Source organism: Burkholderia sp. AU45388 (genome assembly GCF_030481585.1).
In the GTDB taxonomy this organism is placed as follows: Bacteria; Pseudomonadota; Gammaproteobacteria; order Burkholderiales; family Burkholderiaceae; genus Burkholderia; species Burkholderia sola.
Genome location: NZ_JAUJPV010000013.1, coordinates 139,977 through 162,392, shown reverse-complemented (window position 1 = coordinate 162,392; position 22,416 = coordinate 139,977). Strand labels below are relative to the sequence as shown.

General features: G+C 68.4%; 24 protein-coding genes and 2 pseudogenes. 11 read left to right on the top strand and 15 right to left on the bottom strand.

The window, feature by feature from the left end; all coding sequences use genetic code 11:
- Window positions 1-82 precede the first annotated feature (82 nt).
- Genes QZM72_RS21170 through QZM72_RS21155 form a run of 4 tightly spaced genes read right to left on the bottom strand, consistent with a single transcriptional unit; the run spans window position 83 to window position 4,982 of the window.
- Window positions 83-514: a hypothetical protein gene (locus QZM72_RS21170; RefSeq protein ID WP_089467962.1), complete on the bottom strand. Its 432-nt coding sequence runs from the start codon at window positions 512-514 to the stop codon at window positions 83-85.
- A gap of 59 nt (window positions 515-573) precedes the next feature.
- Window positions 574-2,112 carry a DHA2 family efflux MFS transporter permease subunit gene (locus tag QZM72_RS21165; protein WP_089467470.1) on the bottom strand — a complete coding sequence of 513 codons (1,539 nt, stop codon included), beginning with the start codon at window positions 2,110-2,112 and terminating at the stop codon, window positions 574-576.
- A complete protein-coding gene (locus QZM72_RS21160) occupies window positions 2,109-3,473 on the bottom strand; it encodes an efflux RND transporter periplasmic adaptor subunit (protein ID WP_301739107.1) in 1,365 nt (454 codons plus the stop codon). Before QZM72_RS21160 ends, QZM72_RS21165 begins: the two co-directional genes overlap by 4 nt.
- A gap of 9 nt (window positions 3,474-3,482) precedes the next feature.
- Window positions 3,483-4,982, bottom strand: coding sequence for an efflux transporter outer membrane subunit (locus tag QZM72_RS21155; protein ID WP_089467468.1), 1,500 nt, complete (start codon window positions 4,980-4,982; stop codon window positions 3,483-3,485).
- Between the two features lie 103 nt (window positions 4,983-5,085).
- On the opposite strand from QZM72_RS21155, the gene QZM72_RS21150 reads away from it, so the two are divergent.
- Complete coding sequence (locus QZM72_RS21150) at window positions 5,086-5,922, top strand: helix-turn-helix domain-containing protein (protein ID WP_301739106.1); 837 nt, start codon at window positions 5,086-5,088, stop codon at window positions 5,920-5,922.
- Between the two features lie 120 nt (window positions 5,923-6,042).
- A complete protein-coding gene (locus QZM72_RS21145) occupies window positions 6,043-7,410 on the top strand; it encodes a glutamate--cysteine ligase (protein WP_301739105.1) in 1,368 nt (455 codons plus the stop codon).
- Window positions 7,411-7,429: 19 nt separating this feature from the next.
- Here the strand turns inward: QZM72_RS21145 and QZM72_RS21140 are convergent, their stop codons facing one another.
- Complete coding sequence (locus QZM72_RS21140; RefSeq protein WP_301739104.1) at window positions 7,430-8,542, bottom strand: 3-deoxy-7-phosphoheptulonate synthase; 1,113 nt, start codon at window positions 8,540-8,542, stop codon at window positions 7,430-7,432.
- Between the two features lie 383 nt (window positions 8,543-8,925).
- On the opposite strand from QZM72_RS21140, the gene QZM72_RS21135 reads away from it, so the two are divergent.
- The 4 genes and pseudogenes from QZM72_RS21135 (at window position 8,926) to QZM72_RS21120 (ending at window position 11,750) form a co-directional block, all read left to right on the top strand.
- Complete coding sequence (locus tag QZM72_RS21135) at window positions 8,926-9,336, top strand: thioesterase family protein (RefSeq protein ID WP_089467464.1); 411 nt, start codon at window positions 8,926-8,928, stop codon at window positions 9,334-9,336.
- Between the two features lie 28 nt (window positions 9,337-9,364).
- Window positions 9,365-10,012 carry a hypothetical protein gene (locus QZM72_RS21130; protein WP_144030076.1) on the top strand — a complete coding sequence of 216 codons (648 nt, stop codon included), beginning with the start codon at window positions 9,365-9,367 and terminating at the stop codon, window positions 10,010-10,012.
- Window positions 10,009-10,560, top strand: a complete 552-nt coding sequence (locus tag QZM72_RS21125) for a shikimate kinase (RefSeq protein ID WP_301739103.1) — start codon at window positions 10,009-10,011, stop codon at window positions 10,558-10,560. The genes QZM72_RS21130 and QZM72_RS21125 overlap by 4 nt, the downstream gene beginning before the upstream one ends.
- Window positions 10,561-11,043: 483 nt before the next feature.
- Window positions 11,044-11,750: pseudogene (locus tag QZM72_RS21120) on the top strand (SDR family NAD(P)-dependent oxidoreductase).
- Between the two features lie 31 nt (window positions 11,751-11,781).
- Here the strand turns inward: QZM72_RS21120 and QZM72_RS21115 are convergent.
- A pseudogene (locus QZM72_RS21115) lies at window positions 11,782-11,964 on the bottom strand (LysR family transcriptional regulator); the annotation flags it as partial.
- 262 nt (window positions 11,965-12,226) lie between these two features.
- On the opposite strand from QZM72_RS21115, the gene QZM72_RS21110 reads away from it, so the two are divergent.
- From QZM72_RS21110 to QZM72_RS21095, 4 genes are all read left to right on the top strand, one after another.
- Window positions 12,227-12,646, top strand: a complete 420-nt coding sequence (locus QZM72_RS21110) for an organic hydroperoxide resistance protein (protein ID WP_301739102.1) — start codon at window positions 12,227-12,229, stop codon at window positions 12,644-12,646.
- A 66-nt stretch (window positions 12,647-12,712) separates the two neighbouring features.
- Window positions 12,713-13,039, top strand: coding sequence for a DUF4148 domain-containing protein (locus tag QZM72_RS21105; protein ID WP_301739101.1), 327 nt, complete (start codon window positions 12,713-12,715; stop codon window positions 13,037-13,039).
- Window positions 13,040-13,108: 69 nt separating this feature from the next.
- Complete coding sequence (locus QZM72_RS21100) at window positions 13,109-13,438, top strand: DUF4148 domain-containing protein (RefSeq protein WP_301739134.1); 330 nt, start codon at window positions 13,109-13,111, stop codon at window positions 13,436-13,438.
- Window positions 13,439-13,602: 164 nt separating this feature from the next.
- Window positions 13,603-14,319 (top strand): GNAT family N-acetyltransferase, encoded by a 717-nt coding sequence (locus QZM72_RS21095; RefSeq protein WP_301739100.1) that lies wholly within the window; start codon window positions 13,603-13,605, stop codon window positions 14,317-14,319.
- Window positions 14,320-14,371: 52 nt separating this feature from the next.
- Here QZM72_RS21095 and QZM72_RS21090 read toward each other — a convergent pair whose 3' ends face one another.
- From QZM72_RS21090 to QZM72_RS21075, 4 genes are all read right to left on the bottom strand, one after another.
- Window positions 14,372-14,827 carry a MarR family winged helix-turn-helix transcriptional regulator gene (locus tag QZM72_RS21090; RefSeq protein ID WP_012328506.1) on the bottom strand — a complete coding sequence of 152 codons (456 nt, stop codon included), beginning with the start codon at window positions 14,825-14,827 and terminating at the stop codon, window positions 14,372-14,374.
- A gap of 107 nt (window positions 14,828-14,934) precedes the next feature.
- Window positions 14,935-15,063 carry a hypothetical protein gene (locus tag QZM72_RS21085; RefSeq protein WP_256979608.1) on the bottom strand — a complete coding sequence of 43 codons (129 nt, stop codon included), beginning with the start codon at window positions 15,061-15,063 and terminating at the stop codon, window positions 14,935-14,937.
- Window positions 15,060-15,431, bottom strand: a complete 372-nt coding sequence (locus QZM72_RS21080) for a GFA family protein (RefSeq protein WP_301739099.1) — start codon at window positions 15,429-15,431, stop codon at window positions 15,060-15,062. The genes QZM72_RS21085 and QZM72_RS21080 overlap by 4 nt, the downstream gene beginning before the upstream one ends.
- Before the next feature lie 59 nt (window positions 15,432-15,490).
- Window positions 15,491-15,706 (bottom strand): hypothetical protein, encoded by a 216-nt coding sequence (locus QZM72_RS21075; RefSeq protein ID WP_301739098.1) that lies wholly within the window; start codon window positions 15,704-15,706, stop codon window positions 15,491-15,493.
- 357 nt (window positions 15,707-16,063) lie between these two features.
- Here QZM72_RS21075 and QZM72_RS21070 point away from each other — a divergent pair, with 357 nt between their 5' ends.
- A complete protein-coding gene (locus QZM72_RS21070) occupies window positions 16,064-17,533 on the top strand; it encodes an MFS transporter (protein WP_089467454.1) in 1,470 nt (489 codons plus the stop codon).
- 66 nt (window positions 17,534-17,599) lie between these two features.
- Here QZM72_RS21070 and QZM72_RS21065 read toward each other — a convergent pair whose 3' ends face one another.
- The 5 genes from QZM72_RS21065 to QZM72_RS21045 form a co-directional block, all read right to left on the bottom strand.
- A complete protein-coding gene (locus QZM72_RS21065; RefSeq protein ID WP_089467961.1) occupies window positions 17,600-18,493 on the bottom strand; it encodes a LysR family transcriptional regulator in 894 nt (297 codons plus the stop codon).
- Between the two features lie 122 nt (window positions 18,494-18,615).
- The gene (locus QZM72_RS21060) at window positions 18,616-19,443 is read right to left on the bottom strand and encodes an alpha/beta hydrolase (RefSeq protein WP_089467453.1); all 828 of its coding nucleotides are present in this window, start codon (window positions 19,441-19,443) and stop codon (window positions 18,616-18,618) included.
- A gap of 216 nt (window positions 19,444-19,659) precedes the next feature.
- Window positions 19,660-20,043 carry a VOC family protein gene (locus QZM72_RS21055; protein ID WP_034207330.1) on the bottom strand — a complete coding sequence of 128 codons (384 nt, stop codon included), beginning with the start codon at window positions 20,041-20,043 and terminating at the stop codon, window positions 19,660-19,662.
- A 27-nt stretch (window positions 20,044-20,070) separates the two neighbouring features.
- Entirely contained in the window at window positions 20,071-21,033 is a 963-nt protein-coding gene (locus tag QZM72_RS21050) for a hydroxymethylglutaryl-CoA lyase (RefSeq protein ID WP_301739097.1), read from the bottom strand.
- A 21-nt stretch (window positions 21,034-21,054) separates the two neighbouring features.
- Window positions 21,055-22,245, bottom strand: coding sequence for a CaiB/BaiF CoA-transferase family protein (locus QZM72_RS21045; protein ID WP_089467960.1), 1,191 nt, complete (start codon window positions 22,243-22,245; stop codon window positions 21,055-21,057).
- Window positions 22,246-22,416 lie beyond the last annotated feature (171 nt).

The window sequence follows — 22,416 nt, the reverse complement described above, 5'->3', positions numbered from 1 at the left end:
AGCCACCCCGTTTATTAGCTGGAATCTGCAATCAGGCGGACTTGCGCAACCGGTTCGAGGCGTTGCGCGCGAACGGGCCGCGCTAGACCGCCTCCGTCAAGCGTCGCCGACCCGCCTGCTTCGCGTCGTCGAGCGAAGCCGTCACGTCGAACGGAATCCCGAACGCCTTTTCGATGCCGGCCGCGTTGGCGATGGCCGCTTCACGCTCGCGCGGGTCCGGTTCGACCGACACGAGCGCGCGGCAAACCGCGGCGAGCGCGGCGCGGTTCTGCTTGAGCCACATGCCGCGCTCCTTGCGGTCGTCGTGCGGCTCGTCGGGGCGGGCCGGCGGAAAGATCATGACAAACGGCTCGCCGTGCCGCATCAGCGCGTGCATGTCGTCGAGCCAGCGCTGCGCGTAGCCGGCGGATGCGATTGCATCGTTGCGCACGACGACGAGCGGAAATTCCGTGACGTCGAACACGGCGAGCGCCGCCAGCGCGGACGGCGCGTTCTGAGCGTGGTGGGTAGGCATCGGGTCAATCTCCATCGAATTGAACAGCATGGGTCGGAACGGGCCGCGCGGCGCCCGCTTCATCGTTTCGCGGCGGCGCCGGGGCCGAACGGCGGGCGGGCGAGCCACACCACCGCGATCACGGCGAGATACACGCAGCCGAGCGCGAACGACACGTCGTTGAACGAAATCTGATATGCCTGCGCGTCGACCAGGTTGCCGAGCAGCGTCGCCGCGCGTTGCGGATCGCCGCCGCCGAGCTGCGCGAGTTCGGCGCGAACGGCCGGATCGAACGTGCTCAGGTGTTCGCTGAGCTGCGCGTGATGCAGGATCGCGCGCCGGTCCCACAGGAACGACGTGATCGACACGGCGAAGCTCGCGCCGAGCGTGCGCAGGAACGTGGACAGGCCGGAGCCCGCGGCGATCTCGTCCGGCTTCAGGTCGGACAGCAGGATGCTGTTGATCGGCATGATGAACAGCGCGAGGCCGAGGCCCTGCAGCAGCTGGATCAGCGCGATGTGCGTGAAGTCGACGTCGGGCACGAAGCCCGCGCGCAGGAACGACGACGTGCCGAGGATCGCGAACGCGCAGCACACCAGCACGCGCATGTTGAAGCGCGGCGCGTACTTGCCCATGAACGGCGTCATCAGCACGGGGATCACGCCCATCGGCGCGACGGCCAGCCCGGCCCAGAACGCCGTATAGCCGAGCGTGCGCTGCAGCCATTGCGGCACGATCACGTTGACCGCGAAGAACGCCGAGTACGCGAGCACCAGCGTCAGCGTGCCGGCCGCGAAGTTGCGATGCGCGAACAGCCGCAGATTCACGATCGGGTTCGGCTCGTTGAGTTCCCAGATCAGGAACAGCGCGATCCCGAACGCGGCGACCACCGACATCACGACGATGAACGTCGAGTTGAACCAGTCGGCTTCGTTCCCCTTGTCGAGCACGATCTGCAGCGCGCCGACGCCGACGACGAGCGCGGCGAGACCGACGTAGTCGACACGCGCGGCGACCGTCGTCTCGACGCGCGCGCGCATCTGCGCGAACACGCACATCGCGGCGAACACGCCGATCGGCAGATTGATCAGGAACGCCCAGCGCCACGAATAATGTTCCGTCACCCACCCGCCGAACACGGGGCCCGCGATCGGCGCGACGACGGTCACCATCGCGATCATCGACAGCGCGAAGCCGCGCCGCTGCGGCGGGTAGATCGACAGCATCAGCGCCTGCGTGGTCGGGATCATCGGCCCGGCCACGAGGCCCTGCAGCGCGCGGAACGCGACGAGCTGCGGCAGGTTTTGCGCGAGGCCGCACAGCAGCGACGCGAACGTGAACGCCAGCGTCGCCCACACGAACAGCCGGACCTGCCCGACACGCTTGACGAGAAACCCGGTCAGCGGCAATGCGATCGCATTGCTGACCGAGAACGTCGTGACGACCCATGCGCTCTGCGTCGTGCTGACGCCGAAGTTGCCGGCGATCGTCGGCAACGACACGTTCGCGACGGTGCCGTCGAGCACCTGCATGAACACCGCGAGCGCGAGGCCGAACGTCGTCAGCGCGACGCTCGACGGACGAAAGCCGGCGTCCGCGGCCGGCATCGGGCCGCTCATCGCACACGCTCCGTACGCGCGGCCGCCGGCAGGTTCGCATGCACGACGTCGGCGATCAGGCTGTCGGCGCGCGCGAGTTCGTCGCGGTACACGTCGGTCCGGAACACCGGCGTATCCTGCGCGCGATGCGACAGCATCGCACCGCTGCGGTCGTGCTGGTCGACGCGCGCATGCATCGACAGGCCGATGCGCAGCGGATGCGCGTCGAGTTGCGACGGGTCCGTCAGTTCGATGCGCACCGGCAATCGCTGCACGATCTTGATCCAGTTGCCGGTCGCGTTCTGCGCGGGCAGCAGCGAGAACGCGCTGCCGGTGCCGACGCCGAGGCTCTGCACGCGGCCCGTATAACGCACGGCGTCGCCGTACAGGTCGGCGCTCAGCTCGACCGGTTGGCCGATCCGCATGTGCTCGAGCTGCTTTTCGGTGAAGTTCGCGTCGACCCACAACTGGCGCAGCGGCACGACCGCGAGCAGCGGCACGCCCGGCGACACGCGCTGCCCGACCTGCACCGTGCGCTTCGCGACATAGCCGGTGACGGGCGCGACGATGTCGGTGCGCGCACGGGCCAGATAGGCGGCGCGCAGCCGCGACGCCGCGGCCTGAACGTCGGGATGCGACGCGACCGCGGTGTCGTCGACGAGCGCCTTGCTCGTCTGGTGCTGTTCGCTCAACGTCGCGAGCGCGCTTTGCGCGGCGGCGTACGCGCTTTGCGCGGACGTCAGCGTGTCGAGCGCATGCGCGAGCTCCTCGCGCGAGATCGCGCCGGAGCGGCCGAGATCCTCGCGGCGCCGGTAGTCGGCCTTCGCCTTGTCGAGCGCGGTGCGCCGCGCGTCGAGGTCGGCGCGTGCGCCGTCGATGCTGTTCGCGAGCCCGCGCTCGTTGCTGTACAGGCCGCGCACCTTGCGCACCGTGGCCGCGAGGTCGGCCTGCGCGGCCGCGAGCGCGATCTGCGCGTCGCTCGCGTCGAGACGGACGAGCGGCGTGCCGGCGCGAACGAGGTCGCCGTCGTCCGCGTCGATCGACACGACGGTGCCCGTCACCTGCGGCGTCAGCTCGACGACGTTGCCTTGCGCGTATGCGTTGTCGGTGGATTCGTACCAGCGGCCGACGAGCCCGTACCAGATGCCCCAGCCGACGATGCCGAGCGCGAACACGCCGACGAGCGCACGCACGAGGTGCTTGCGTCGTGCGGGCGGCGGCGTGGCCGGTGCGGCGCCGCCGGGCGCCGGTTGCGTGCGGGCGTCCGACCCGCCTGGCGCGCGCGGCGCACCGGTGTGGTCGGCCGACGGGGGCTGCCGGGCAGTGGCGGGATCGGTGGTCGCGGGCCGCGCGGGAGTCTGCAAGGTGTTGTCGCTGCTCATGGTTCGATGTCAAGGACGGTGGGAAGGAGTGGCGGCGAGCGCGACGTCGTCCGGCTCGGCGTGGAAGCCGCCGCCGAGCGCGGCGACGAGCTGCAGCGACTGGTCCGCGCGCTGGGCGCGCAACGCGGCGACTTCGCGGCTCGCGATCAACAATTGCTGGCGTACGACGAGCGCATCGAGGTAGCTGCCGACGCCGGCCCGGTAGCGCGCATCCGCGAGCCGCCATGCGTCGGTGGCGGCGTCGAATGCGCGCTGCTGCGCATCGGCCTGCACCGTGAGCGAATGCACCCGGTGCAGATCGTCGGCCACCTCGCCGATCGCGCCGATCAGCGTCTTGTTGTAGCTGGCGACCGCGACGTCGTATTGCGCGTCGCGCTTGCGCAGCACGCCGCGCCGTTCGCCGCCGTCGAAGATCGGCAGGCTCACGGCCGGGCTGACGTTGTAGGTGCGCGAGGCGGCCTGGAACAGCGATGCGCCGCCGCGCGTCGCGAGACCGATCAGCGCGGTGAGGCTCACGTCGGGCAGGAAGTCCGCGCGGGCGGCCGCGACGTTGCGGCTCGCGGCTTCCACCCGCCAGCGTGCGGCGACGAGATCGGCGCGCCGGCCGAGCAGCGCGGCCGGCAGGTCGGCCGGCACCGCGAGCGCGGCGGTGGGCAGCGGCGCGGGCCGCACGAGCGCGAGACCGCGATCGGGGCCGGCGCCGAGCAGGATCGCGAGCGCGATGCGCGCGCTGTCGATCGCCTGCGCCGCACGTGCCTGCTCGCGCATCGCGGCCGCGACTTCGCTTTCGGCCTGGCGCTGCTGCGCGACGTTGTCGATGCCTTTCGTGACACGCTGACGCGTGAGCGACAGCGCTTCGTCGGCGCGGTCGTATTCGGCCCGCGCGACGTCCTGCTGATCGAACGCATAGGCAAGATTCACGTAGGCGCGCGCGACGTTGACGGATAGCAGCACGCGCGCGGCCCGTGCATCGATCCGCGCGGCCCGCGCTTCGCCGAGCGCGGCCTCCCACGCCGCGCGGCGGCCGCCCCACAGATCGAGATCCCAGCTCAGGCCGAGATTGATCTCGCGCGTGTGGCTGAAGAAACCGCCGCCCTCGGCCGTCGAGAACTGCGTGCCGGACGTGCGTTCCCCTTTCGCGCTGGCGCGGCCGACGAGGTGCGGCAAGCGGGCAGCCTGGGCTTCGATCACGAGCGCCTGCGCTTCGCGCGCACGCGCATCGGCGGTCGCGAGATCGGGATTGCCGGCAAGCGCTTCGTCGATCAGCGCGTTCAGCTGCGCATCGTTCAGCGCAACCCACCAGTCGGCGGCCGGCCAGTCGGCGACGGGCGCCTGCGCGAGGCTGCGCGATGCGGCGAGCGTATCGGCGCCGCGCAGCGTGCCGGCGGGTGTGAGCCCGTCGCGGCTCGCGCATGCGCCGAGCATGACGAGCACGACGGCGACGGCCATTCGCGACAGGACGCGCGGCGCGACGGCATCGCGTGGCGGCGGAGCAAGTGCTGCATGCATCGCATTCCTCGGATTCGTTTTGGTTTGAACACGACACGCATTGTTGGACGCTCCCCGGCAAAGCTGATAATGTTGTTTAGACAAAAAATAATGAATTCCGGCCATGCCCATCCGAGAAGCTTCTCCCGCCCGCGCGGTGCAACGCGCCGACGCCGATCCGAGCGAACGCGCGGACGGCCCGTCGCTGATCGCCGTCTGGGGCGAGGACGACGGCAGCAACGCCTACCAGCTCGGCACGCGTGAGGTCGATTGGCACAGCCATCTGCGCGGCCAGGTGTTCTGCGTCGAAAGCGGGTTCGCACACGTGCGCACGCCGCACGGTTCGTGGCTGCTGCCGCCGCATCGCGCGGGCTGGATTCCGCCGGGCGAGCAGCACAAGGTCAGCATCAGCGGCGCGTTGAGCGGCTGGAGCGTCGTGATCGCGCCGGCCGCGAGCCGCCGGATGCCCGGCCAGCCGTGCGTGATCGCGATCAGCGAACTGATGCGTGCGCTCGTGCGGCGCGCCGTGTCGTGGGCCGACCAGGACCGGCTCGACCTCGAGCAGGCGCGCATGAGCGTCGTGCTGCTCGACGAGATGCGCCGCGCGCCGCACGAACCGCTGCACTTGCCGATGCCGCACGACCGGCGGTTGCTGCGGATCGCCAACGCGATCCTCGGGCAGCCGCACGACAGCCGGACGCTCGACGCGTGGGCCGAATGGGCCGGGCTGTCCGCCCGCACGCTGAGCCGGCTGTTCGTCGCCGAAACGGGCACGAGCTTCGCGCAGTGGCGGCAGCAGGCGCGGCTCACGCATGCGCTCGAACGTCTGGCGAACGGCGACAGCGTCGCCAACATCGCGGACGCGCTCGGCTATGCGACGCCGAGCAATTTCATCGCGATGTTCCGCCGCGCGTTCGGCGATTCGCCCGCGCACTACTTCGCGAAGCGCAAGCAACCGTAATGCCGCGCGGCATCGCCCGGCCCCCTATCACCCCTGCCAGTACTGCGCGCGCGTCGACGTCGCTATAGTCGCCGTGCGACCGGCCGGTCGGTCGCCCAATGTGACCTGTGGAGGGTGTCGATGTCGAATGCCGTCGGATCGGACAACACGCCGATCGTCTCCGAGCAGCAGCTCGCCGATCATCTCGCCGCCGGCTGCAAGCCGGCCGCGCAGTTCCGGATCGGTACCGAGCACGAGAAGTTCGTCGTTTCCCGCGCGACGCACGCGGCTGCGCGTTATGAAGGACCGGCCGGCATCGCCGAGGTGCTGGCGCGGCTGCGCGGCGACGGGACGCCGATCGTCGATGCCGGGCAGACCGTCGGCGTGATCCAGCGCGACGGCGCCGCGATCTCGCTCGAACCGGCCGGCCAGCTCGAACTGTCGGGTGCGCCGCTCGATACGCTGCACGACACGCACGCCGAACTGCACGCGCACCTCGCCGCGGCCCGTGCGGCATGCGACCCGCTCGGCCTGCGCTGCGTGCCGCTCGGCTTTCACCCTCACCTGTCGCGCGACGCGCTGCCGTGGATGCCGAAGCAGCGCTACGCGATCATGCGGCGCTACATGCCGCGCGTCGGCACGCGCGGGCTCGACATGATGCAGCGCACCTGCACCGTGCAGGTCAACCTCGATTTCGCATCGGAAAGCGACATGGCGCGCAAGCTGCGCGTGTCGCTCGCGTTGCAGCCGGTCGCGACCGCGCTGTTCGCGAATTCGCCGTTCCTCGACGGCCACCCGTCGGGCCTGCTGTCGACGCGCGCCCACACGTGGCTCGATACCGACGGCGATCGCTGCGGCGTGCCGGCGCTGTTCCTGTCGCGCAGCTTCGGCTTCGAACGCTACGTGAGCTGGCTGCTCGACAACGTGCCGATGTACTTCGTGCGGCGCGGCGATCGTTACGCGGACGCGACCGGGCACACGTTCCGCGATTTCATGCGGCGGCGCATTCCGCATCTCGAAGGCGAGATGCCGACGCTGGGCGATTTCGCGGACCACCTGACGACGGTGTTCACCGAGGTGCGGCTGAAGCGCTATCTCGAGATGCGCGGCGCCGATGCCGGCTCGCCGGACATGATGGTCGCGCTGTCCGCGTTCTGGACCGGCCTGCTGTACGATCCGGCCGCGCTGTCGGAAGCCGAGACGCTGGCCGCCGAGATCGACCGCGGCACGCTGCTCGCGCTGCGTCGCGACGTGCCGCGCACCGGGCTCGACACGCCGGCCGGCGGCCGGTCGTTACGCGCGATGGCGGCCGATGCGCTCGCGATCGCGCATCGCGGCCTGCGCGCGCGGGCGCGCACGGATGCGGCCGGCCGCGACGAATCGATGTATCTCGCGCCGCTCGACGCAATCGTCGCCGGCGCGCCGACGCAGGCCGAACATTGGCTGGCCCGCTATCGCGATGCGTGGGCCGGCGACGCGACGCGGATCCATGACGAAGCCGCTGTCTGAGCGCATCGCGCCGGGCCGCTCACGCGCAGCAGGCGAGCAGCGGCTCGTGCGCGAACTCCGCGCCGGGCGGCAGCGCATGGCCGCGTCGCCGGGTACGCACGGCGTGCGCGAGCGTCTCGAACAGCCGCGCGGTATCGGCGAACGACAGGCACGCGTCCGTGATGCTCTGCCCGTAGCGCAGCGGCACGCCGGGCACGAGGTCCTGCCGCCCTTCGATCAGGTTCGACTCGATCAGCACGCCGACGATGCGCGTATCGCCGGCCGCCACCTGCGCGGCGACTTCCGCGCCGACGGCGAGCTGGTTCCGGTACTGGCGGCGGCTGTTGCCGTGACTGACGTCGATCATCACGCGTGGCGCGACGTGCGCGGTCGTCATCCGCTCGCAGGCGGCATGCACCGCGGCCGCGTCGAAATTCGGCTCGCGCCCGCCGCGCAGCACGACGTGCGTATGCGGATTGCCTTGCGACACGCTCGCGCATAGCCGGCCGTCGGCATCGATCGACAGGAAACGGTGCGCGTGCGCCGCCGCGCGCATCGCATCGACGGCGACCTGGACATTGCCGTCGGTGCCGTTCTTGAAACCGATCGGGATCGGCAGCGACGACGCCAGCTCGCGATGCACCTGCGACTCCACGGTGCGCGCGCCGATCGCGCCCCACGCGACCAGATCGGCCAGGTAGCGCGGCGACAGCGGATCGAGAAACTCGGTCGCGGCCGGCATCTCCGTGCCGTTGACGTCGCATAGCAGCGCGCGGGCCGTCTGCAGCCCGACGTCGATCCGGTCGCTGCCGTCCAGCAACGGGTCGTTGATCAGCCCCTTCCAGCCGACCGTCGTGCGCGGCTTCTCGAAGTACACGCGCATCACGATTTCCAGCTCGTCCGCAAAGCGCGCGCGTTGCAGCGCGAGCCGTGCCGCGTAGTCGCGCGCGGCGTCGGGATCGTGTATCGAGCACGGGCCGGCGATGATCACGAGCCGGTCGTCCGCGCCGTCGAGCACGTCGACGATCGCGCGGCGGGTCGTATGAACGGTGCGCGACGCGCGCGACGCCGGCGGCAGTGCGCCGGCCAGATCCGCAGGGGACGGCAAGCGCAGCACGGGGTCGCGGTTTGTCGTCCAGGCGTTTGCATGCATGGGGACTGCCCTCCTGTCGATAATGAGCGGGATTTTTTACTACAGCGCGACTGTATTGAATGGCGCTTTCGATGCGCAACTAACATATTTATCAGTTTCTCATTCATAACGTTATGAATGAGAAGAATAAGCGTCGGGTCCGATAATCGGGGAACCCGGCTTGAGAACGTTTGCAGTGTGCGAAATGGCGCGTGAATCGGGTTTAATTCGAAAATGCGGATGTGATTCTGAAGAGGGGAATGGAGGCTGGTGCGACTTTCCGCCACGCGTCGCTATTCGTTCTGATAGTGGCGACCCGATATTCGTTCGATTAATTTTCGGATGCTCGACAGGCCGTTCGGGCTCGAAAATATAAATCAACCCAGTCATCGCGGAGAGTCACCATGTCGAAACGACATTACGAAACCCCCATTCACGTCAAGTATCGCGATACGGATTCGATGGGGCATGTGAGCAGCCCCGTCTATTACGACTACCTGCAGCATTCGTATCTCTGCTACATGTTCGACCTGCTCGGCCTGCCGCGCAGCGAGAAACTGCCGCACATCATGGTGAAGACGCAGTGCGAGTACCTCGCGCCGGCGCAATTCGGCGACAACCTGACCATTCGCTCGAGCATCGTGCGCTTCGGCAGCAAGAGCTTCGATCTCGAACACCTGATGGAGCGCGATGACCAGACCATCGTCGCGCGCGGCGTGTCGACGCACGTGATGTTCGATTACGTGAACAACACGACGCTGCCCGTGCCCGACGAATTCAAGACGCGCGTGCTCGAATTCCAGGGGTCGCTGTGATGCGTGCGCATCCGTTCGGGAGCGACACGTGAGCTGCGCGGTGGCGCGCGCCCGGCGCCGGATCGGCGCGATCGTGGAGCGGCGGGACGATCGCGCGATCGTGATCGTCCGGCAGGCGGCGCAGGCCTTGCTCGAGCCGGCTGCGCTCGAGCGGCACCGTGCGCTCGCGTCCCGCCACGAGGACGAGCTGGAGGTGCTGCTGCAGCCGTGCGGTGGCGCGCACGACGGCGTGCGCACGCTGCTCGGCCGGCTGCGGGACGCCGGCGTGGCCGTCGCGCTCGATGCGGCGACGGTCACCCACGATGCGTCGCTGCTCGAATTCGCGAGCTGGGTCACACGGTGTACGACGCCCGACGGCTCGGCGACGGCACCCGACGACGCGGCCGTGCCGGGCGGTGCGCTGCTCGCCGGGCTGGTCGTGCGATGGCGCGATCTGCACGGCAAGTGGCGGCGGCCCGAGCGCGACGCGATAGCGGAACGCACGCCGCGGACCATCGCGGCGGATGCGGCCGAGCACATCGCAGCCGGCGATCCGGACGAGCCGATACTCGGCGCGCTGCTCGACGCCGATGACGCATCGACCGGCGCGGCGCTCGACACGCTGTCGGACGCGGTGCGCGCGCGACGGATCTGCATGGCGACGCGGGCGCGCTGGCCGCTCGCGCGACGGTTATGAACACCGCCGTCGCGACGGCCGGCGGGCGCGCGTTTCTGGTCGGCATGATGGGCGCGGGCAAATCGACGCTCGGCCGCGCGCTCGCGGCTTCGCTCGGCTGGGCGTTCGCCGACAGCGACGACGAGATCGAGCGGCGCACGGGGCGCTCGGTCGCCGCGCTGTTCGACCTCGTCGGCGAAGGCGGCTTTCGGTTGCTCGAAACGCAGATCGTCGACGAGTTGACGCAGCGCGCGAACGTGGTCGTGGCGACCGGCGGCGGCGCGGTCCTGAATCCGCGCACCCGCGTGCGCCTCAGCGAACGCGGCAGCGTGATCTACCTGCATGCGGACCCCGATGTGCTGTGGCGGCGGACGCGCGACGACGCGCGGTGTCGGCCGCTGCTGCAAGCGGGCGAGCCGCGGCAGACGCTCATCGCGCTGTACCGGCTGCGCGACCCGCTGTATCGCGAATGCGCGCATGCGCTGGTCGATACGACCGCACACGGCGTCGCGCACGCAACGGCGGAGGTGTTGACGCTGCTGTTTGCGCGGATGAACGCGCCGGCGTGACGGCGCGTTCACTTCCCTCCCCTTCGAATCGACCGCACGCCCGGCGTCACGCGCGTTTTTGAAACGACGAGTTTGGATTATCGATAGTGCTATTGTGATAAGAAAAGTTATCCGGATGGCGGTATTTTCTTATCCAACTACGCGTTTGCGTAGCCAGCGAATCGACGCTTCAAGCTGCCGGAAAATCAGTCCATCAGGCCAGATCCCGCCCGCGCCGGAATGCTCCCGGCGCGCATCGACGCGCTTGTGTGCGACGTGGCGTGCCGACTGGGCGAACAGCCGGTACAACGGCGGCGTACCCGACTCCAGCGCGGCGATCGCCGCAGACCCTCACCTCTTTCTCGTCATTTGTTCCCGCGACGCAAGACTGTTGCTCCATGGAGGGTGTTCGAAATCGTGACCGGCACGCCTACAGTCTGCCCATCGGATTCATCGATCCGGTCGGCACCGAGACCGAACACCATTCACCTGTCGAGGTACATCATGAGCGCATCCAAAGTCGTCATCGTCACCGGCGCATCGCAAGGCATCGGGCGGAAACGGTCAACGCATTCCGGGCACGCGGCCATCGGGTCGTCGCGACGTCCCGTTCGATCGGCCCGTCGGACGCCTCCGATCTCGTCACCGTCGCGGGCGACATCGGCGACCCGGCTGTCGCGCGCCGCGTGGTCGATGCGGCCATCGAACATTTCGGCCGTGTCGACACGCTCGTCAACAACGCGGGCATCTTCATCGCGAAGCCGTTCACGCAATACACCGCGGACGACTACGCGCAGATCGCGAGCGTCAACCTGAACGGCTTCTTCCACGTCACGCAGCGTGCGATCGCCGCGATGCAGAAGCATGGCACCGGCCATGTGGTCAGCACCACGACGAGCCTCGTCGACCATACGAACAGCAGCGTACCGTCGGTGCTCGCGTCGCTGACCAAAGGCGGATTGAATGCCGCGACGAAGTCGCTCGCGATCGAGTATGCGAAGGCCGGCATTCGCGTGAATGCGGTGTCGCCCGGCGTCATCAAGTCGCCGATACATGCGCCCGATACGCATGCGACGCTCGCGTCGCTGCATCCGGTCGGCCGGATGGGCGAAATGAGCGATATCGTCGGTGCGATCCTGTATCTCGATTCGGCGCCGTTCGTCACCGGCGAAATCCTGCACGTGGACGGCGGTCAGAGCGCCGGGCATTGAGCAGCGGCGTCGAAGCCGCGAGCCGGTGCGTCTATCGCGACCCGCCGGCGCGTTTGCCGCGCGGGCCGGCTGTCCGGCTGGCAGGCGCATGCACGAGCTGTTCGACGAGAAAGTCGACGAACACCCGCACGCGCGACGACAGAAAGCGCGCATGCGGGTACAGCAGCACGAAGGGCCGTGACCGGCTGCCGAGGCCGGACAACACTTCCACAAGCCCTGCGGGGCCGCATCCGCCCCACCGGGCGTTTTGGCAGGCCCTGCCCGGCATCCGGCACGCATGCCGGCGCACCGCGCATCGGGGCCGGATCATCCGAAAAGCTTGTCAGGCAAGGCGTTACACGTTTCAGATACATTGAAATACAAAATATCGTATGCGATTTAATCGAATCCGCTTGACGGCGGAGGTCGCCAAGCGGAAACTGCATCGCATGCGATCGAATCGCATATGAAACAAACCTCGACTGACGGAGCAAACGATGAGCAAGATCGGCAAAGTGCTGTACACGGGCAAGACGCATACGACTTCCGGCGGCCGCGACGGCGCGGCGCGCAGTTCCGACGGTCGTCTCGACATCCAGTTGTCGTCGCCGGGCAGCGCCGGCACCGGCACCAACCCGGAACAGCTGTTCGCAGCCGGCTGGTCGGCCTGCTTCATCGGCGCGATGCAGCTTGCAGCGCGTGCCGAGAAGGTGACGCTGCCGGCCGATCTCGCAGTCGACGCCGAAGTGGATCTCGGCACGGCGGGCAACGCGTACTTCCTGCAGGCCCGGCTGAACGTGAGCGTGCCGGGGCTCGAGCGCGACGTCGCGCAACGCATCGTCGACGCCGCACACCAGACCTGCCCGTATTCGAAGGCGACGCGCGGCAACATCGACGTCGATATCCGGATCGCCTGAACGTTGCATCGGGCGGCCGAGCGCCGCCCTTCCGAATTCCCGATTCCTTTTCCATCGAGGTGAAACATGAAAACCCCATTGATCGCCGCCCTGCTCGTCGCCGTTTCGTCTGCCGTTGCCGCTCCGGCATTTGCCAATGAAGCCACCGTGACGCGTGCCCAGGTGCGCGCCGAACTCGCGCAGCTTCAACAGGCCGGCTATCCGCTGAATCGCGCGACCGACGCCACCTACCCGAACGATCTGCAGGCGGCGCTGACGCAGATCCACGCCGACGATGCCGTCGCGGCCCATGCACCGGCTGCCGGCTATGGCAGCAACGGCGACACCGCGACGCAATCCGGCCGCCGGTATGTCGCAAGCGTGGCCGAGCGCTCGATCTACTTCGGCCATTGAACGAACGCGCGAACGGCGCCGATGGCCGGCGTGCGGTGCGTTCCCTGAATTCCTTTTCCATCGAGGTGAATAATGAAGTCCCAACTGATTGCCGCCCTTCTCGTTGCCGTATCGGCCACCGTCGCCGCACCGGTTTTTGCAAGCGAAAGCACCGTCACGCGTGCGCAGGTGCGTGCGGAACTGGCCGCGTTGCAGCAAGCCGGCTACCAGCCTAATCGCCCGAACGATCCGAACTACCCGGACAACATCCAGACGGCGCTGAAACGAATTCGCGACGACGGCGCCGTCGCGGCCGATACGCAGGCGGCCGGTTACGGCAGCGACGCCGGCGGCGCCACGCAGTCGGGCAGCCGAATCGCGCCGCGCACCGCCGAGCGCTCGGTCTATTTCGGACATTGAGCACGGTACGGCGAATTCGCCGCCGAAGTCCGTCATATAAAGCGTATGCGATGTAATCGCGTACGCTTTTTTATATTGCATGGATCCGCGTCGACGGTGCTATCTGCCCCGGCCCATCCCGGATTATTCTGTGCGGCATCCCATCTTCCACCAAGGAGCCGCCGATGCCGGACGCCACGACCGGAAACACGACAGGCGATGCGCACGTGCTCGACCGGGTCGTCTGGAATGCGCTGACGGGCAGGCAACGCCGCTTTGCGCTCGGCGACGGCCGCGCGTTGCGGTTCCCGACGGCCATCGCGCCATTTGCCGCGATCGACGAGCCGAGCCCGGCGTCATTCGACGCACTGCGCATGCTGATTGCGGCACACGGGCCGGCGGCGCTCGTCACGCCGGACGAGATCGAGCCGCCCGCGGGATTGTCGGTGATTCGGCGCGCGACGTTGCTTCAAATGATGTGGCAACGGACGTTCGACCCGGCACCCGAACCGGAGCATGTTCCGCTCGGTGAAGCCGACGTGCCCGACATGCTCGCGTTGACCGCCGCCGCGCAGCCCGGCCCGTTCGGCCCGCGCACGTTCGAGCTCGGCCATTACATCGGCGTGCGCCGTGACGGCAGGCTGGCCGCGATGGCCGGCCAGCGGATGCAGGTGGACGGATATACCGAGATCAGCGCCGTGTGCGTGGATGCCGCGTTTCGGCGGCAAGGGCTGGCGGCGCGGCTGATCCGGTCGTTGATCGCGACGATCGATGCGCGTGCGGAAACGCCCTTCCTGCACGTCCTCACGACGAACCGGGTGGCGATCGAGCGCTATCTCGCGCTCGGTTTCGCCGTCCGACGCGAGATGCACCTGCTGGTGCTGGACGAGGCGCGCGCATGACAATGCGGCCGGCGCGATGCACGCGTCGGCCGCTTGCGGCGCCTGAGTATTTTCATGCTTCGGTCGACCGGATCAGGTTGCCGCGCAGCGTGACGATCGCCTTCTGCACCTTCGCGAACTCGTCCGGCTTCAGCCCGGTCGCTTCGACCAGGTTCATGTCGAGCCCCTTCTCGCGCACGCGGCGGCCGCTTTTCGTCAGGCTGACGAGCACCTGGCGCTCGTCGGACGGATCGCGGTGCCGCTCCAGATAGCCCATTGCCTCGAGCTTCTTCAGGATCGGCGTCAGCGTATTGGATTCGAGGAACAGCTTCTCGCCGAGCTGGCCGACGGTCTGGTTGTCCTGCTCCCACAGCGCGATGATCGTGATGTACTGCGTATACGTGAGGCCGAGCTCGTCGAGAATCGGCTTGTACGCCTTGCCGAACGCGAGGTTCGCCGAGTAGATCGCAAAGCACAGGAACTCGGACAGCTTCGGCGCGGCAGACGACGGGGTTTCGGTCGGCTTCATGGACTTCCTCCAGCGACACGAACGGTCGCAGACAATCGCATTATATATCGCATGCGATCTTATCGGAAGCATGATAATCGGGGGCGATCGGCTGAGGCGCGGCGCGCTCAGCCCGGCTTGCGGCGCTTGCCGGTTGGCCGACGGCTCATCGACAGCAACGTGCATTGCACCGGATGTGCGATTTCGGTCGCGAGGCCGCCCGCGGCAAACAGCAGGATCATCAGCCAGCGTTTCATGCGTCCTCCACGACGGAGAGGCTCGCGCCATCGGCGACCGTCGCGTCGAGCGCGTACGGATCGACGCCGTCCAGGCAACCGAGATTGACGCGCCAGCACGCCGGATCCTTGCGGGTCTGGTGGAACGGATAGACGCCGCACCGGCTGCAGAAATAGTGACGCGCCGTGTGCGTGTTGAAGCGATAGCACGTCAGTGCGCTCTCGCCTTCGACGATCGTCAGGTTGGCGGCGGCGAACATCGGGCTCATCAACGCGCCGCGCCGGCGGCACAGACTGCAGTTGCAGCGGATGGCCGGCGCGATCGCCGTCACGACTTCGAATTTGACGGTCCCGCAATGGCAGGACCCTTTGAACCAGGTGGCAGACATGATGGACTCCAAAGCGGTCATGCCTGCTTTATAGCGAACCTGAGCGCGGGCGGTGTATCTCACTGTATCGGCGGTCGGTGGAGATACAGGACATTGCAAATCCACGGCTCGCGCGATCGGTCCCGCACCCGTTGCGTCCGCTCGATCGCCGCGCGCGTTTCGCGTTCGGGCGCCGCGAACGGCTCGGCAGCCGAAGTGTCGGCACGCATGCGGCGCATTTCCTGTTTCGGCCCCAGGATATTCGTCGTGTTCTGCCGGACCACGCTTTCCGCCATGGTGCGCGAAGCGGTCTGACGACCCGACTCTCATGGTTTTCCCCACCCGCCCGGCCGTGCGGGCGCACCCCGTTTCCGGCAAGTCACCCGTGTCACGCAGGCCGCAACGGCCTGCCGCGCGCATCCTGTCCCCCACGCGCGCCCGACCCTTTCTGCTCGGGAAAGGAGGCTTGAGACATCCTCAATTATCACGTGCCGCCGATTTGCCCACCATGTATCGGACGATCGGCGCAACCCGCATGGCAGGCGCTTGCGCGAGCCCGGCGATGCCTGTCGTCGCGCCGCGCGGCAGACCCGTTACGCCGGTCGCGAACGGCGAGAGCCCGCAACACCGCATATCGATAATCAGGAGACACCATGAACAGCCAATCCCTCGACCTCGACGGCCACGCGGGCGGACCCGCGTCCGCCCGCCCGCCGACCGCCGCCGCAGGCGCTAGCATCGGCGTCGACGCAGCGGCCCTCCCCGCCCGCCGCGTCATGCTCGGCGATTTCATGGACGATCTGCCGGTCGGTGCATTGCATCGATTCGTCGTCTGGGTGATCGGCATCGGGTTGTTCTTCGACATGTACGAGATTTTTCTCGTCAGCACGATCGGCTCCGCGTTGCAGCACGAGTACGGGCTGAGCCGGCAAAGCGCCGATTTCAAGCTGCTGCTGGCGTCCGCGTTCATCGGCATGTTCGTCGGCGCGATGTGCCTTGGCAGCCTGGCCGACCGTATCGGCCGGCGCAAGGCGTTCCTGCTCACGCTCGGGTGGTACAGCGCGTTCTCGCTGGTCGGTGCGTTCTCGGTGAACGCCGACATGCTCGTGGCATGCCGGTTCCTGACCGGCATCGGCGTCGGCGCGATCTATCCGGTCGCCGACAGTTTCCTCTCCGAAATCCTGCCGAAGGACAAGCGTGGGCGGCTCGCCGCGTGGGCCTATACGACTTCGTATGTGGCGGTGCCGCTCGTCGGCTTTCTCGCGCTGTGGCTGAACCCGCTGCACGTGGCGGGCGTGGCCGGCTGGCGCATCATTCTCGCGATCGGCAGCCTCGGCGCCGTGTACGTGCTGTTCGTCCAGCACCGGCTGCCGGAAAGCCCGCGCTGGCTGCTCGCGCAAGGCCGCGCGGCCGATGCGCATGCGGCGTTGCGGCGCTTCGCGGAAAGCGCCGGCGTGCGCGTGCCCGAACACTTCGCGGAACCGGTCGAGCCGCAGCGGCCGCTCGGGCTCGGCGAGCGCATCGCGCTGCTGCGCCGCCAACCGTATGGCGCGCGCTACCTGATGCTGGGGATCTTTCACCTGTTCCAGGGTTTCGGCTATTACGGGTTCGGCACGCTGGCCGGCACGGTCGTGAAGAGCCGCGGTTTCGACGTGACGGACAGCACGCTGTTCATCGCGCTATCGTTCATCGGCTACCCGATCGGCTCGCTGCTGTCGATTCCGCTGCTCAACTGGATCGAGCGCCGCACGCTCGTGATCGTGTCGATCGTATCGATCGCGGTGTTCGGGCTGTGCTTCGCGTATTCGGGCAATACCGTGCTGATCGTCGGCTTCGGGTTCCTGACGACGTGCGCGTCGAACGTGTTCAGCAACGCGTATCACGTGTACCAGGCCGAGATCTTCCCGGCGCGCGTGCGCTCGACGGCGATCGGCAGCACCTATGCGCTGTCGCGCATCGTCAGCGGCGCGCTGCCGTTCGTGTTGCTGCCGGTGCTCGTCAATTACGGTGCGGGCGCGATGTTCGGCGTGATCTCGGTTGCGCTCGGCGTCGTCGCCGTCACGCTGCGCGTGCTGGGGCCGCTGACCACGCGGCGCAGCCAGGACGAGATCAATCCGGTTTGACGCGGCGAACGGCACGGCGCGCACGGGCGCATGCCCGCGCGTCGCCGTTTCATCTCGTCCTCGCATTCACCGCGCCGACATGAAATCGAACAGCTTCGCGACGTCGGTCGTCAGCACCGTGCCGGCCTTCACGCCGACCCACAGCGTGCGCGTCGCCCACGCGTCGTCGAGCGTCACGACACCGAGCCGCGCCGCGCGCTCGCCGGTCACCGCGTCGCGCGGCAGCACGCCGATGCCGAGGCCGGCCTCGATCATCCGGCTCACGCCGTCGAAATTCGATACCTGGATCCGCAGCTTCAGCGAGCGCTCGGCCGCGAACGCGGCATCGGTCATCCGTGCGAGCAGCGAGCTGCCGTCGCTCAGGCCCACGTAGTCCTCGTCGAGCGTATCCGCGAAGCGGATGCTGTCGCGCGCGGCGAACCGGTGCGTGCGCGGCACGAGCAGCACGAGTTCGTCGCGCCGGTACAACCGCCGTTCGATGCCGGGCGCCGGCACGTTGTCGGCGAATACGCCGAGATCGGCCTTGCCCGACGCGAGCGCGTCGACGATCTCGTGGCTCAGCCGCTCCTCGAGACTGACCTTGATGCCGGGGTTGTCGGTGAGGAACGCCGCAAGATCGGCGGGCAGGAACTGGACGATCGCGGACGTGTTGGTCCACACGTGGATATGGCCGCGCACGCCGGCGACGTAGTCGCTCATCTCGTGCGCCATCCGGTTCACCTGCTCGATTACCTTCGCCGCATGATCGAGCAGCGCGCGGCCCGCGGGCGTCAGCTCCACGCCGCGCGCGTGCCGGACGAACAGCGCGCTGCCGGTCACGCTTTCGAGTTCGGCGATGCGCTTGCTGACCGCGGACAGCGTGAGCTGGCCGTGTTCGGCCGCCTTCGTCAGGCTGCCGTGCTCGGCGACGAGCGCAAACACGCGCAGCGACTGCAGATCGAAATGAAGCGGGTTCACCATGTCGGGATCCTGGAGGGCCATGCCGGGTATGCGGTCAGCGCACCGGCCTGACGCCGATCATACGCCCGGGCCTTGCGCGTGCGATATGCACGACACGCACGATACGGCACGATATGACGCGGCTAGCGCGGCGCGATGGCGTGCAACGCGGCGAGCATCGCGCCGTCCGGCGTCGCGAGATCGTCGAGCACCGCGAAGTGCTGCATGCCGGGCAGCCACGCGCGGGCGACCCGCTCGCCGGCCGCTTCGCACGCCGTCGCGTACACGTCTGCTTGCCGGATGAGTTCGGGCAGTTCGGCGTCGCCGACCGCGATGACGGTCGGGGCGCCGGACCCGACGTGACGCAGCGGGCTGTATGCGTCGACTTCGTGTGCGGTGAGCTGCAGCTTGTCGTTCAGGCAGCACAGCGCGATCGGTTCGAGATCGACGAGCGGGCTGATCGCAAGCGCCGACACGACGGCCGGATGCGCGCGATGCATGGCCGTCAGGTGGCCGCCCGCCGAATGGCCGCTCAGGTGGATCGGCCGCCCCGCGATGCCGAGGCCGTCGGGGTCGGCCGCGAGATGGTCGAGCAGCGCGCCGATTTCGCCGACGATATCGGTCATCGTCGCGACCGGCGCGAGCGTGTATTCGGCGAGCACGACGTCGTAGCCGCGCGCGAGCGGCCCGCTCGCCGCATACGCGAAATCCTCTTTCGTGCAGTGCTGCCAGTAGCCGCCGTGGATGAACACGAACAGCGGCGCGTCGGGCTGTCCGCACGGCAGCCAGTCGAAGCGCTGCGCGGGTCGCGCGCCGTAACGCAGGTCGCGGCGGCCGGGCGTCGCCGCGTACAGCGCCGCGCTGCGCGCCTGGCATGACGCCAGCAGCGCGGGGAAATCGGGAACGGCCTTCGTGTTCAGGTACGCGGCGTCGAGCGCCGTGCGGTCCATGCCGCGATAGAGGATCGTCATTCGGGAGGCGCCTGGATCGGGTTGCGGATGCGCGCGGCGGGCGAATTCCGTGCGCGCGGCGAAGGCGGCGGCCGCGCCGACGCCGTGGCGCCATTATCCGCAGCGCGGCCACGCATGGCTATCCGGAATCGGCGGGCGCGGCGCCTGCCTGTCCGCTTTCGGCGAAGGACCGTGGCGGCGGGCGCGCAGCGCGCCGGTGCGCGCGCGGCCGTCGGATCAGATCGGTTCGGAGATTTCGATCAGGTTCAGGTCGGGATCGCGCACGTAGACCGAGCGGATCTTCTGCGTCGCGCCCGTGCGTTCGACGGGCCCTTCGACGATCGGCCAGTCGACGCGCCGCAGGTGTGCGATCACGTCGTCGAGCGGCACCGACGCGATGAAGCACAGATCGAGCGCGCCCGGCACCGGCACGTGCGCTTTCGGCTCGAATTCCGCGCCGCGCACGTGCAGGTTGATCTTCTGGTTACCGAAACGGAACGCGAGCCGGCCCGCGCCGAAGGTTTCGAGTTGCATCTGGAGCACCTCGGTGTAGAAATGCTTCGTCCGCTCCGGATCGACGCAGGTCAGCACGAGATGATCGAGGTGGTCGATCAGCGCCATGGAATTCGCTCCTGTTTCTGTTGACGTTCACGAGAAAGCGCGTTGCGCGGGCATGTCGCCGGCGTCGGCGCGCGGCGGCGGATGAAGGTCCGAGCGGCGCCCGGCCTTCAGGAGCTGGCTCGGCACGTCGTGCCCGATCAGCGCGGGCAGCCGCACCGACGCGGCGAGCACGGCCGCAAGATCGATGCCCGTATCGTAGCCGTCGAGTTCGAGCATGTGCACGAGTTCCTCGGTGCAGGCGTTGCCGGTCGCGCCCGGCGCGTACGGGCAGCCGCCGAGCCCGCCCAGCGACGCATCGAAGCGGTCGATGCCGGCGTCGAGCGCCGCGAGCGTGTTCGCGAGCGCCATCCCGCGCGTGTTGTGGAAGTGCAGCGTAAGCTGCAACGCCTGGAAGCGCTCGCGGGCGCGGCGGGACAAGTCGCGCACCTGCGACGGAAACGCCATGCCCGTCGTGTCGCATAGCGTGAAGCCGTGCACGCCGAGATCCGCGAAGCGCTGCATCCACGCGAGCACCGTTTCGGCCGGCACGTCGCCTTCCATCGGGCAGCCCATCGCGGTCGACAGCGACACGTTGATCGCGACACCCGTGCCGCGCACCGCGTCGATCACGTCGCGCAACTGCGCGAACGACTGCTCGCGCGTCATCCGCAGATTCGCGCGGTTGTGGCTCTCGCTCATCGACATCACGAGGTTGACCTCGTCGACGCCGCACGACAGTGCGCGCTCGGCGCCGCGCACGTTCGGCACGAGCACCGTATAGACGACGCCCGGCGCGCGCGCGATGCCGTGCATCACGGCCTCCGCGTCGCGCAGCGCGGGAATCGCCTTCGGCGACGTGAACGACGTGACCTCGATCTTCGCGTAGCCGCAGGCGCTCAGCGCGTCGACGAGCGCGATCTTGTCGTCGGTGTCGACGAACGCCGCTTCGTTCTGGAAACCGTCGCGGGTCGCGACTTCGTGGATATGGAGTCGTTGCGGATGGCCGGTCATGTCTTCGTCCCCGAGGTTGTTTCAGATCACGCCGCGCGTGCGCCAGTCGTCGCGCGTCGCCGCATCGATGCCGAGCGATTCGAGCACCGCATCGGTATCCGCGCCGAGCGCGGGCGCCGGCCGCTCGATGCGCCCGGGCGTGGCGTCGAGTTTCGGCACGATGCCCGGCACGAGCACGGGCGTGCCGTCGGGCAGCGCGGCGTCGACGATCATGTCGCGCGCACGGTAGTGCGGATCGGCCGCGATGTCGGCCACGTCGTAGATGCGCCCGGACGGAATGCGCGCGTCGTTCAGCGCGGCGAGCACGTCATCGAGATCGTGGCGTGCGCTCCATTCGCCGATCGCCGCATCGATGCGCGCGACCTGGGCGACGCGCCCGTCGTTGTGCGCGAGCGCCGGATCGTTGCCGAGATCGGGCCGGCCGATCAGTTCCATCAGGCGCCGGAAGATGCTGTCGCCGTTGCCGGCGATCAGCGCGTACCGGCCGTCGCGGCAGCGGTACGCGTTGGTCGGTGCGATGCCCGGCAGGCTGCTGCCGGCCGGCTCGCGCACCGCGCCGAACGCCGCGTATTCGGGCAGCAGGCTTTCCATCATGTTGAACACCGATTCGTAAAGCGCGACGTCGACGACCTGCCCGTTGCCGCCCTGCTGTTCGCGATGCCGCAACGCGAGCAGCACGCCGATCACGCCGTGCAGCGCCGACAGCGAATCGCCGAGCGAGATGCCGACGCGTACCGGCGTGCGGCCCGGCTCGCCGGTCAGGTGGCGCAGGCCGCCCATCGCCTCGGCGATCACGCCGAAGCCGGGGCGGTCGCGATACGGGCCCGTCTGCCCGAAGCCCGACACGCGCAGCATCACGAGCCCCGGGTTGATCGCGGACAGCGCGTCCCAGCCCAGCCCCCAGCCTTCGAGCGTGCCGGGCCGGAAGTTTTCGATCAGCACGTCGGTGTCGGCGACGAGGCGGCGCACGACGTCCTGCCCTTCGGGCGTGCGCAGGTCGAGCGTGAGCGAGGTCTTGTTGCGCGACTGCGCGGCCCACCAAACGGACGTGCCGTCGTGCAGCAGCCGCCATTTGCGCAGCGGATCGCCGACGCCGGGCGGCTCGACCTTGATGACCTCCGCGCCGAATTCGGCGAGCATCCGGCCCGCGAACGGCCCGGCGATCAGTTGGCCAAGCTCCAGCACGCGGATGCCGTCCAGGGGGCGTGTCATGACTGTCTCCGATGAAATCGTGTTGTCGATGACGGCGATCATGACGGCGTTCGCGTCCGGTGAAAATCGATCGATGGTCAACCCGCCTTTCCGAAACGGAAAGGCGCGCGACAGCGCGAGCGCGGTGTCGGCGACGCGTGGCGCGTCAGCCTTTCCATCCGGGAAAGCGCG